Origin of the sequence: Blastopirellula marina DSM 3645, assembly GCF_000153105.1 — a bacterium.
In the GTDB taxonomy this organism is placed as follows: Bacteria; Planctomycetota; Planctomycetia; order Pirellulales; family Pirellulaceae; genus Blastopirellula; species Blastopirellula marina.
Genome location: NZ_CH672376.1, coordinates 2260025 through 2271532 on the forward strand (window position 1 = coordinate 2260025; position 11508 = coordinate 2271532).

Genomic DNA, 11508 nt, shown 5'->3' on the forward strand with positions numbered 1-11508 from the left:
GCGAACCCTACTTTCTTGTCGGGGGCGCTACACTCTGCTTGCTCGTTCGGATGACAGAATGGGGAACTTGAGTCGTAGTCTCCACCTTGGGAAAGTTAAAACGGCCGATTGGGTCGTGAGACGGCCGGCACAATCGGCAGTTTCATAGCGAATCTAAAAACCCTGCGTGGTCGGCAAAGTTTCCCAGGGTTCACTAACGGGACCAAACGAGACTGCTATCTCCAGCGACATTTCCTTGGCGTCCGATAGTAACGAAGAACCGTCATTGACTTTCAGCAGACGTCGTCAGGGCAGCTAGATAAATTGATTACCATTGTTCGCCAAATCTCGCTGGGGCTAGTTGGGCTGTTTCTTTGCCCACTTGGCTTGCTTGCGCAGCAGGCACGGCCCAGCGGTCCGACGGTTGCGGAAGTGATGGAGACCCGGCAACGGGAATTCGCGATTCCCTTTCAGGTCAACCAAGCAGGGCCCAACCCGCCGGTCGAGGTTCACCTGATGGTCTCCAACGACCAGGGGACCAATTGGTCGCAGTACCGCAGCGAAGCTCCCAGCGCCAATCGGTTTATCTTTCAAACCAACAATGACGGCGAGTATTGGTTCGCCGTCCGGACGATGACGCGTGACGGTAAAGTCTCTAGCAAGATCCAAAAGCCGGAGCTAAAGGTACGCGTCGATACCGAGCTGCCGGCCGTCAAGTTAGAGCTGAATCCGCTGCCGAGCGGCGAAATCATCGCCCGCTGGATGGTGAGCGATCCGCTGTGCGATCCGCAGCATGTCTATTTGTCGTATCAGACCTCGCCGGATTCGCCGTTCACCAACGTGACGGTCGACGCGAGCAAAGCCTACAACCAGAACAACGTGATCGCCGGCGAAACGCGTTGGTACCCCCATGCGTCGACCCGTTATCTGATGGTTCGCTTTGAAGCGCATGACCGTGCCGGCAATGTCGCCAGCGCTCAGCAGACGACGACGGTTCCGCTGGTAGCGACGCGACCGCAATGGGGGAGCGTGCAAGGGCAGCGCCCCGTTCCTGATGGCGATATTTATAAAGGAACGCCCAGCGGCGGCGGTCCGCAAGATCCGTTCCGACGGCGCGACAATCAACAACCGCCGTCGATTCCGTGGCCGACCGACAATCGCGCCCCGGGTTCGCCAGCGGCTCCGGTGGCGGGCCCCTTGGCCGAAAACCCGGCCCCCACTTCGCCGGGCCCGGCGATGCCGTCGGCTCAACCCGTTTCGACGCAGATGACCAGCAGCACATCGGATCAATCGCGTTACTCGCATTACTCGGCCGGCCCGAATCAGGAAGCGCCGGTCAGCAGTGCGATCGAACCGCCGGTCGCCGGACCAAAGGCGCCGGAACCGAATCTTGGTTTGCCCCCTGGAGTTACGCCGGAGTATGTCAACTTCAAGAAGTTCGAGTTGAACTACAGCGTCGATGCGGTCGGCCCTTCTGGAATCGGCCAGGTCGAGCTTTGGATAACGCGTGACGGGGGGCGTACTTGGGAGCCCGGCGGGATCGATCCTGATCAGACTAGCCCGGTCGATGTCGAAGTTCAAACCGAAGGAACGTATGGCTTTCGCGTCGTGGTCGAAGGTGGCAACGGCCTGACCGGCCGACGTCCGCAAGCGGGATCGCTGGCCGATATTTGGATTGTCGTCGACGAGACGCCGCCGACGGCCAAGATCGCGAATGTGGTTTACGGCCAAGGGGCGCGCGTCGGGCAGCTCGATATCGAATGGGAAGCGGAAGATCGCTTTCTCAGCGAGAATCCAATTTCCATCTTCTATGCAGGCTCACCGGAGGGGCCCTGGAAACCGGTCGCCGAGAATCTGCCGAACGATCGCCACTTCGCGTGGCGGATCACGCCGGAAGTGCCTGCCGATATCTACCTGAAAATCGTAGCGACAGATGCGGCCGGCAATCGTCATGAATCGAAGATTTCGCGACCGATCGCCAACGACGGGCTAACGCCGCAAGGGAAAATCAGGTCGATCAAGCCTGCTTCGACTTCCCCCAACCAGGCCTCTCTACCCGTGACAATCCGCTAACAGACCGTTAGGCTACAGCAGTTCTGTATCGGCTTTTTGCCGCGATCGGTCGATCTGCGGCGGGGCCAAGTCAAACTGCTTGACGCATCTTCGGCATGTCGCAAACCGTTCATTGCTTTGATTTTCTCGATACCGACGCCGGTGAAGTTCCCGGTATGGCGATCGTCTACGGTCGCGAAGCGCTCCTCGCACGTTTGGCGCTGCAGCAGGTTCGGCAGACGGTTGTCGGCGTTGACGAAGAAGATGTGCCGATCGCGCGACTTGACGGCAAGACCGCCGCTTGGCGCGACGTAATTGACGAAGTCGGCACGGTCAGCCTATTTGGGGGCGGCAGTCGGCGACTGGTCATCTTGGATGGGGCCGACGATTTTGTCACGCGTTATCGGGCCGAGTTGGAAAAGTACGCCGACAAACCAAAACGGAGCGGCGTGTTGGTCTTGGTGGTCGAAAATTGGCCCAAAAACACCAAGCTTTTCAAAAAGCTAGATCAAACCGGTCTGCAGGTTGACTGCAATCTGCCCGAGAAGAAAGCGGGCAAGCGAAACGTCCCCGACGCCAAAGCGCTGCACGATTGGATGATTAAATGGGCCAAAAAATCGCATGGGATCAAGCTTGAGCGGGACGCCGCCGAGATGATGGTCGAGCTGATCGGTCCCGAGTTGGGACTGATCGATCAAGATCTGGCTCGTTTGTCGCTGTATGTCGAGCCCGGCGGCAAAGTTGGCGCCGAGCTCGTGCGTGACGTGGTCGGCGGTTTGCGCATGAAAGCAATCTGGGATCTGGTGGACGCCGCCGTCGAAGGCCGGACCGCCGGCGTGCTGGACGACTTAGATCGGCTGTTTCAGATGGGTGAACGACCGCAAAAGCTGTACGGGCAGATCGCCTGGTCGTTGCGGCGCTATGCGGCGGCGGCCCGCATCTATCAGCGGGCGCAACGCATCGGCGAGGCCAAGTCGCTGCGCAACGCACTGGCGGACGCCGGATTCCCTAACTGGCCCAAAGCGTTGGACGAGGCGCAAGAGCGACTGAAGCGGCTCGGCAGCATTCGCGCGGGTCGGCTGTTCCAGCAGTTACTGCGGTTGGATCTTTCTCTGAAAGGAACCCATTCGCACGATGCGCGCGGACGACTAGCGCTCGAAAAGCTGCTCGTCGGTTTTTCGGCAGAGCTTGATCCGCGGCAACAAACGGTTGATCGCCGCTAAATCGAGATATTCATCCCCGGCTCATACGAATCTCGTGTATTCTGCCAATATTAAGGAACGTGCGATCGGAATGGATCGCGGCGCATTCGCGCAACAAAGAACATTGCAAAATGCTGAGGAAAGTGCGAACTGCTGAAGAGTTTCAGCCGTACTTTGTATTACTGGCGGTCATGGAAGTACCGTCACACCACTCATCTCATCTGCTAGCAAGGCGGCGATTTCTGCATCGCCGAAGTTACCATGAACACGAATATCGCACGGACGCCGGAAAAAGCGGACGACCCCCAATTCAATCTCACCAACGCGGTCACCTACGGTTTGTTAACGGCAGTGCTGACCGCACCGATTGGAGCGATTTTGGCGTTCTACTTGGCTGCCGGTGATGCGTCGGTGACAACCCTCTGGCAGTTTCAAGTGCAGGGCCCGGTCAGTCTGGGCGCGTTGGCCGCCTTTTTGACGTCGGGTCTGTTCGGCGCCAAGTTTGGCGCTCAGCTCTAGACCGACATCTTCTCTTCGTAGCCCGACGCGCGCGAGGGAAATGCGTTTGGACAAAATGTCTAGTGTCGAAATCCCAATGTCTAATGAATAATGAAACTTCCGAATGACGAAGGCACTTCGTTATTCGAGCTTCGTGCTTCATTAGACATTCGTGGTTTACTTGCGGACGCATTTCCCCCGCGCGCGCGTCGGGCTACGAAGAGAAATTATTTTGCGTTCGTGTTGTCGGTAATCGGCGCTGTCGTACTTCCTCCATCGACAATCGGCGGGACGATCGGTGGTGCGCCGCGGCGATCTTTGGGCTGCGCTTCCGCTTCGCTTGGGGCGCGGCGATCTCGACCGGTGCGACGATCTCCTCCTTGGATTTTCTCTGCGGCTTGCGCCGCCGGAGCGGGGGGATCGACCGATCTGCGCCCACCAGGCTGAACGCTGGCGGCAGGACCATCCGGATGGTCGCTGGCGCGCTTGCCCCAGAGTCGGTCACTGAGCCGACGGCCAAGCTGCACAGGACCAGGCGAGGTCAGAACCAGCAGTCCCACGCCGATCGCGAGTCCTCCGACGATGCCGGCCAAGACCAGCGTCGTGCGGCCGGGACCGACCGGATAAGTTCCCACAACCGGCGAATCGACCCGCGTGATCAAGCTGGTCGATTCGGCGCCGAGCAAGTTCGCTTTGGCGTCGCCGAGTTGCTTTTGCGCGGCGGCCAGATTTTCGAGTCGATCGCGCACATTGGAAGCGAGATTGTCATACTGGGCTCGCATCCCGGCGATCCCTCCCAGCTTCGCTTGAACTTCGGTCTCTTGCCGGCTAAGCGAGTCGATCAACGCCTGATTGACGCGGATTTCGTTGGCGACGGCAATGTGGGCGCTGGCCAATTCGGCGAGCAGATTTTCTCGCACTTCTTTTTCGGCGGCGATCGCGGCGCGAACTTGCGGATGATTGACGCTCATGCGGCCCAGCAGCGTCGATTTATTCAATTGAGCGTCGACCAAACCATCTTTCAAACGTTGCAACGTGGGCTGCGCCGCCAACAGTTGATTGGGCGCGGCGAGCAGGTTCTCTGGTTTGTCCTTGGAATCGGCGAGCAACTTCAGCAACTCTTTCAGCATGTCCCGATGCGATTCGGCTTGGCGCAGTTCGTCGGTGATTTGACGATGCGTCGCCTGCATTTTTCCATCGGCCGAACTCGTTTCGTTCAAACTGCGTAGTTCTCCCAGGTCGCTGCCGACCGATCGCTCGAAGGTTTCCAGCTTGGCGGTCGAGACGTTCAGGTCGTCTTGCGCTAGTTCGACCGCACGTTCCAATTCGGCGATCACGCTGGCCGCTTTGCCGTTGCGAACGCGCTGCAGCGCAATCTGCAGTTCGTCACAAAGAGCCGTCGCTAGTTCGGCCGCTCGTTCGCGACTAGCGCCTTCGACCGAAAGAATCAAAACTTCGGTCGTGCCAAATTCGGCGCCATTGGGCGGAGCGACTCCGATTCGACCGCGAAGCGTATCAATGTCATCGAGCGAGGGGAAATCTTGCGTGGTCTTGATCGGGCCGACATCCTGGAGCGCCTTTTTCACAACAGCCGTGCTGCGTGCGACCTGCACGATCGTCTCTTGCGCCGTGCGCATATCGTCGATCGTATTAAAGCGGCCTTGCTGGTCGAGGTGCCCAATCGCCGCGTCGCGCACCACCAGTGTTTGCGTAGCGCTCCACAGCCGGGTCTTCACCAATGCGAAGCCGATCGAAAGTAGGCCGCAGACGATCACCGGAACAAGGATCATCCACTTCTTTTCGACGACTGTTTTGCGCCAGTACTGAAGTTGGGCGGAGTCGAGCAAACCGTTCATGATTCGTACAATGCTGGAAAAGCGGGTTGGATCGATTTTGGCGATTGCGCCGACAAAGCGCCGGCCTGCGCGCGAAAGTATAGGTCGCAGTCACGCGCAGCCATTTAGAAATGATTTCCGCAATCGAAGACTTCGCCTAAACGGCGAAGCGATTGGGCGAGAGAAACTCAATCGGCAACTGGCTGCTCCCCTGCTCGACCAAATCGGCGAGCGCTTCTCCCAGAACGGCGGCAAACTTGAAGCCGTGCCCTGACAGTCCGGCCGCCACGGCGATGCGTTTGTCGCCGGGATACAGACCCAGCAAAAAGTTCTCGTCCGGCGTCATCGTATACAAGCAAGTCTCATGGCGAACCGGTCGACGAGAGACGCCGAGTATCGAGCGCTGCAAGAAGGCTTCGATCCTCCGCTGGTCTTCGGGATCCGCCGACTGGTTATCGTTCCAAGAGGGTTCCCACGTTTCGCCCCCGCCGTGTTCGGCGACTTTCAGCCCTTCGCCGCCGGCAAGTTCAGGGAAGCCGTAAAAGTAGCCGTGCGACGATTCAAAGAAAAAACAAGGAGCGCCGCTCGACTCTTGCAGTCGGGCATCGTCGATCTCGTACCAGTGCATATGCTTTCGTAACGCTTGCAGCGGCGCGTTGATGCCGCGTAACAGGACTTTCGCGCCAGCGCCGCCGGCGATGATCAACTTGGCCGCTCGATACTCTCCGGTGGACGTCGAGACGCAGTAGCCGGCGCCGTCATGACCCCAGCGGGCCACTTCGGTATCGGCGATGACTTCGGCTCCGTGCCGTTGCGCCATGGCCAGAAACGCGGCGACGCAATCTTCCACTTTCAAATAGCCGGCGCGGCGCTCGAAGACGACGGTGTGATCGTCCGGAAAGACAAACTGCGGAAACAGCCGCTTCGCTTCGGCCGCACTATAGCGATCGATCTCGAGATGGAATTGCGCTGCGGCGCGCATCACGCCAGGCAAGACGATTCCGTCGGTTGGACCAATCTCGATCAGACCGACTTCGTGATACAGAGAACGCTCCGACGCCGCTTCGATCTCGCGCCATAGTTCGTAGCTGCGCTGGAGCAGCGGCACATAGCTGGGGTGCTCAAAATAGGCCTGGCGAATGATGCGCGTTTGCCCGTGCGAGCTGCCGAATCGGTGAGGCGGATGAAAGCGATCGAGCGCGGCGGCGTGAATGCCGCGTTTAGCCAATTGATACAATGCGGCCGAGCCGACTCCGCCGGCGCCGAGAACCAAGACGTCGTACGCGCGTTTCGGCATGGTCGGTTCCTACTGCGGCTTGATCTCGAAGTCGAGCGACGCTTGGCCGAACTTGTCGATCTCTTTGTCACGCACCGAAAGCTCTAGGCGATAACGGCCCGGTGGAATGTTTTCGGGCAGATAAAGTCGGTAGGTGAACGACAGGTCGCGACGCCGATTGGCGCAGCGATCTTTGTATTCGGGAAAGGAGCGTGCGTCCACGCGGCGCCCGGTGTCGTTGAAGATTTCGTAGCTGGCTCCCCAGGTCGACTCGAACTGTCCGTCGACTTCTTTGCTGGAGAGATTTTCGATTTCTAAATAGACGAGCAGTTCTTCGCCGGCGGTGAACGAGGTTTTCTCAAACGGCGTGAAGTCGCCAAAGCCTTTGACGTTGCGGACGAAGGCGACGTTGCGCAAATCAAGCGGACTCAGCTCGCTGAGGTTCGCCGTCGCGTGCTGCAGCGAGCGCAGCGCCAGCAAACTGCGGCGATCGACCGGGATTTCGCTGCTATGGGCGAAGTCGCTGGCCGCGAACAGGAGATTCGACCAGAACTCTTGTTCCGCCGCCGGCAACGTTTCAATCTTGCGCATCGCTTCCCCTTTTCGCTCGGCGATCAGGTAGAGCATCCGCAGATGGATTTCTTTCTTTTGTCGCTCAGCGTCCGAAAGTTGCGTGTTGCGAAGCGATTGCTCCATCGCGGTGATCGCTTGTCGCAGAACGGTTTCCCAATCTTGCGAACCGCCAGTCGGCTGATCCCGTTCGGACCAATAGAGGACCCGCTTGTCGTCGCGACGATGCGCCAACCAGCCGGCGTCTTCCAGGTCAAAGATAATCGATTGCAACTCATCCAGCGTCATCGCCGGCGGCGCCGAAACTTTGTCGCTGGAGCGACCGCCGTCGGCCGAGTCGGTCGAAGCGACCGGCATCGCGTGCTTGTTCAGTTGGTTGTAGATGTCTTCGAGCGAGACGTGTCCGCGGTTCCAGATCGCTTCCATCACCAGTTGCTCGTCCGCCGAAAGAGGCGCCGGCGTCGCCGAGGAGGATGCAGCGGTATCGGCCTTCGCCTGGTTCGCCGTGGGGGGGATCATGGTCGGCGGGACGTGACTAATTCCGTTACGCTGATCCGCCATTTGGTCGGGATGCGCCAAGCCGTTGAGCGCCGCTTCCTGGGCGTTCGGGATCGATTCGGCATAGGTCACTTGCTGCACCGGAAAGGCAGGAGCCGTCGGCGTCGATTTCGCCGGTTGATCGCGGCGCGTGAATTCGTACTGCGTAAAGTTGGGATTTCCCGTTCTGGCGTATTGAGCGATTTGTTCGGCGGTCGGCAGCTTGGCGGCGGCGCCTTCTGCGCTTGGCAATCGCTCCGGCAGATCGCCGTGAGCTTGACCGACGCGTTGTTTCATCTGCTCGAGCAAGCTGGTCAACTGATCGGACGAGGCTTTTTGGGGGATCGCCGCAGCGGGAGGAGCGGCCGTCTTGGTCGCTAGCTGCGGCTGGCTAGCCGGCGTTTCCACTAGCTTTTCGACCGGGGCGAATTGCGATTCGAGGATGCCGAGCACGCGTTCGAGTTCTTCCGGCGAACTGCCGTTGAACTGGCGACGAATCGCCGCTTTTTCGGATTCAGGCAAGGTCAGCGCTTGCACGCGAGCCAAGAAATCGGGGGACAATTCTTCCTGCTGCGGCGAGAAATCTTGATCGCGCGAAGCGGATGCGACCATTTCTTCTTCGTCCAGGACGTGCCGCTTACGCCGCGAACCGGCGTTCTCTGACATGACGCCAGAGAGAGAAGTTTCGCCAGAGCTATGCGTGTAAAACCCCGGCACGCAACCCATGTTGGTCGCAAGCACCAAGAGGAATCCGTACGCAAATCTGTGGTTCGTACTTCGAAGTTTCATTACCCAACCTTCGCCGCCGCGCTGAAAAACCGATGTTTCCGGGCCGGGATGGTAGGAAATGCTCAAGATTAACGCAATAGCTGCCGCAGTGAATTTGCTAGCGTCGATTGGGGACGCGCTGCCGAAGAAGAAATGACGACTGTCGAAATCCGAATCACCCGAAAGCGGATCGGACCACGGTGGGGGCCTGATCTAGGGAGCTTTATTGCTGCGCGCAAATGTCCTGGCTCGCCGTCTCGGCGATCAACTCGAAGGATCGTCGTCGTTTTTGAGGATCAAAGATGTCGGAAACGACCATCAACTCATCCGCGCCGGTTCGCTCGGTCAATGCTGTCATCCCTTGGCGAACCGTCTCGGGGCTCCCCACGATGCTGCACTCTAGCATCTGAGAGACCTGTGATTTCTCCTGGGGAGTCCAATAGGTCTCGATGTCGTCGATAGGCGGCTGTAGGAGATCGCGTGCTCCGCGAAACATGCCGACGAACGACATCTGCTGGGATGTCGCCAGGCGACGCGCCTCGGCATCGCTGGCCGCGGCGATGATATTTACGCCGACTAGCACATAAGGTTTCGCCTGTTGCGCGGAGGGCTTGAACCGCTCGCGATAGATTTGCAGCGCCGGGTCGAGCGACTGAGGTGCGAAGTGCGAAGCAAACCCATAGGGCAATCCCAGCTCGGCAGCGAGCTGCGCACCGAACAAGCTGGAGCCGAGAATCCAGAGAGGGACCTGCGTGCCGGAACCGGGCACCGCTTCGATCTGCTGGCCCGGCGCGACGGGGGCCAGAAAGGCTTGCAGTTCCTGCACGTCGTCGGGGAAATTCTCGGCGCTCGCGGGGGTGCGCCGGAGTGCTCGCAGCGTGAGCTGATCGGTTCCCGGTGCGCGGCCTAGTCCAAGATCGATGCGGCCGGGAAACAGCGTCTCCAGCGTGCCGAACTGTTCGGCAATCACATACGGCGCATGGTTGGGCAGCATAATGCCGCCGGCGCCCACGCGGATTGTCTGCGTGCCAGCCGCGATATGAGCGATCACAAGCGAGGTCGCAGCCGTGGTGACCGTGGGCATGTTGTGATGCTCAGCCACCCAGAAACGTTTGTAGCCCCACTTCTCGGCATGTTGGGCCAGCATCCGCGCCTCATCGAGCGCTGTGCGGCGATCCGATCTTTGACGAACGCGCCCCAGTTCCAGAATTGAAAGTTCGACCACCGTTACTCTTTCCGTCTCTTCCGCGTCAGCGGGATGACACCATCGGAACGCTCTTTTTTGACCGTCTCTGGCTGGGGCTTAGGTACGCCCGGCAATTCTTGCCTTATTAGCCGTTCTTCCTTCGACATACGTTGTTCTCCATCAATCCTCTTGGGCCGTAAAATACCGGGCCGTGCCTTGTGACGCGATCGCTTCGCCGATGCGATTGAGACCGACCACGTAGGCGGCGGTGCGCATGTCGATTTCTTTATGGTTGGCCAGGTTATAGACGGTGTTAAACTCGCGGGCCATCGTTTCGTGTAGACGCTGCTGGACTAGCTCAAGCGGCCAGTAATAGCCGGCGCGATTTTGCGTCCACTCAAAATAACTGACCGTCACGCCGCCGGCGTTGGCCAAGATATCAGGGACGACGAGCGTTCCTTTGTCGTTGAGGATGTCGTCCGCTTCGCCGGTGAGGGGACCGTTTGCGGCTTCTACGATCACGTCGGCTTTGACACGCGGCGCATTTTCGCCGGTGATTTGGTTTTCGAGCGCGGCAGGAATGAGAATATCGACTTCCAACTCCAGCAGTTGGGCGTTGGTGATCACATCGGCGGCGATCGATTCGCAAAGGGAGCCTTCGCAGTAAACCGCTTTGAGATGACGCGATTCGTTTTTCACATGAGCCAGGCTGGGGATGTCAAAACCAGACTCTTTGTAGATTCCTCCCCGAGAGTCGCTGACGGCGACGACGTTGTATCCGTCGGCGTGCAGCAATCGGGCGACCGCTTGGCCGGCGTTGCCAAATCCCTGCACCGCGACTCTCTGTTCTTCCGGCTTCCAGCCGCGTTTGGCTTCTAGCTCTTTGATGCAGTGGTACGCGCCGCGTCCGGTTGCGTCGTCACGACCGAGACTTCCGCCCAGCGGAATGGGTTTGCCGGTGATCACCGCCGGCGTGTGCTGGCGCCGAATCTTGGAGTATTCGTCCATCATCCAACCCATGATCATCGCATTGGTATAGACGTCCGGGGCCGGAACATCGACTTCGGGGCCGATAAAATCGGCGATCCGTTCGATATAGCCGCGCGACAGTCGCTCTAGTTCGAGCCGCGACAGCTCTTTCGGATCGACGATCACTCCCCCCTTCCCTCCGCCAAAGGGAAGATTGGCGACTGCGCACTTGAACGTCATCCAAAAGGCGAGCGCTTTGACTTCGGCCAGGTCGACATTCGGGTGAAAGCGAATGCCTCCTTTGGTCGGCCCGCGGGTTGCGTCATGCCGAACGCGATAGCCGGTAAAGATTCGCAGCGAGCCGTCATCCATGCGGACCGGAATCGTGACTTCCAATACCTGCTTGGGATGCTTGAGCCGCTGAACCGCTTCCTGGTCGATGTCGGCATGCAAAAACGCTTTGTCGAGCCGGGCGACGGCATGCGAGAAAATATCGTGCGCTGGCTGATCCATGGCGAAGAATCCCGATAGGTGCGACTCAATTGGACTTGAATAACGTTATACGTCGTCGCATCGATCGTCAATTCGATCGCCATAAATTCCCGGTTAAGGGATGGATGGTCGCTAACAGGCGAG

8 protein-coding genes are annotated in these 11508 nt (G+C 59.0%); 3 read left to right on the forward strand and 5 right to left on the reverse strand.

What is annotated here, in order from left to right:
- Window positions 1-303: 303 nt before the first annotated feature.
- The 3 genes from DSM3645_RS11105 (at window position 304) to DSM3645_RS11115 (ending at window position 3752) form a co-directional block, all read left to right on the forward strand.
- The gene (locus DSM3645_RS11105; protein WP_131282442.1) at window positions 304-2052 is read left to right on the forward strand and encodes a hypothetical protein; all 1749 of its coding nucleotides are present in this window, start codon (window positions 304-306) and stop codon (window positions 2050-2052) included.
- 95 nt (window positions 2053-2147) lie between these two features.
- A complete protein-coding gene (gene holA, locus DSM3645_RS11110; RefSeq protein WP_002652252.1) occupies window positions 2148-3254 on the forward strand; it encodes a DNA polymerase III subunit delta in 1107 nt (368 codons plus the stop codon).
- A 240-nt stretch (window positions 3255-3494) separates the two neighbouring features.
- Window positions 3495-3752: a hypothetical protein gene (locus DSM3645_RS11115; protein WP_002652254.1), complete on the forward strand. Its 258-nt coding sequence runs from the start codon at window positions 3495-3497 to the stop codon at window positions 3750-3752.
- 206 nt (window positions 3753-3958) lie between these two features.
- Here DSM3645_RS11115 and DSM3645_RS11120 read toward each other — a convergent pair whose 3' ends face one another.
- From DSM3645_RS11120 to DSM3645_RS11140, 5 genes are all read right to left on the reverse strand, one after another.
- A complete protein-coding gene (locus DSM3645_RS11120) occupies window positions 3959-5587 on the reverse strand; it encodes a GumC family protein (protein ID WP_002652255.1) in 1629 nt (542 codons plus the stop codon).
- A gap of 136 nt (window positions 5588-5723) precedes the next feature.
- Window positions 5724-6863 (reverse strand): N-methyl-L-tryptophan oxidase, encoded by a 1140-nt coding sequence (solA, locus tag DSM3645_RS11125; RefSeq protein ID WP_002652257.1) that lies wholly within the window; start codon window positions 6861-6863, stop codon window positions 5724-5726.
- A gap of 9 nt (window positions 6864-6872) precedes the next feature.
- Complete coding sequence (locus tag DSM3645_RS11130; protein WP_131282445.1) at window positions 6873-8690, reverse strand: hypothetical protein; 1818 nt, start codon at window positions 8688-8690, stop codon at window positions 6873-6875.
- A 250-nt stretch (window positions 8691-8940) separates the two neighbouring features.
- The gene (locus DSM3645_RS11135) at window positions 8941-9942 is read right to left on the reverse strand and encodes an LLM class flavin-dependent oxidoreductase (protein ID WP_002652260.1); all 1002 of its coding nucleotides are present in this window, start codon (window positions 9940-9942) and stop codon (window positions 8941-8943) included.
- Window positions 9943-10083: 141 nt separating this feature from the next.
- Entirely contained in the window at window positions 10084-11385 is a 1302-nt protein-coding gene (locus tag DSM3645_RS11140) for a Glu/Leu/Phe/Val family dehydrogenase (protein WP_002652261.1), read from the reverse strand.
- Between the last annotated feature and the right edge of the window lie 123 nt (window positions 11386-11508).

Excerpts from the sequence above, each read along its gene's own strand:
- holA (WP_002652252.1), top strand. The coding sequence starts at position 2,148 with ATGTCGCAAACCGTTCATTGCTTTGATTTTCTCGATACCGACGCCGGT.
- DSM3645_RS11115 (WP_002652254.1), top strand. The coding sequence starts at position 3,495 with ATGAACACGAATATCGCACGGACGCCGGAAAAAGCGGACGACCCCCAA.
- DSM3645_RS11120 (WP_002652255.1), bottom strand. The coding sequence starts at position 5,587 with ATGAACGGTTTGCTCGACTCCGCCCAACTTCAGTACTGGCGCAAAACA.
- solA (WP_002652257.1), bottom strand. The coding sequence starts at position 6,863 with ATGCCGAAACGCGCGTACGACGTCTTGGTTCTCGGCGCCGGCGGAGTC.
- DSM3645_RS11140 (WP_002652261.1), bottom strand. The coding sequence starts at position 11,385 with ATGGATCAGCCAGCGCACGATATTTTCTCGCATGCCGTCGCCCGGCTC.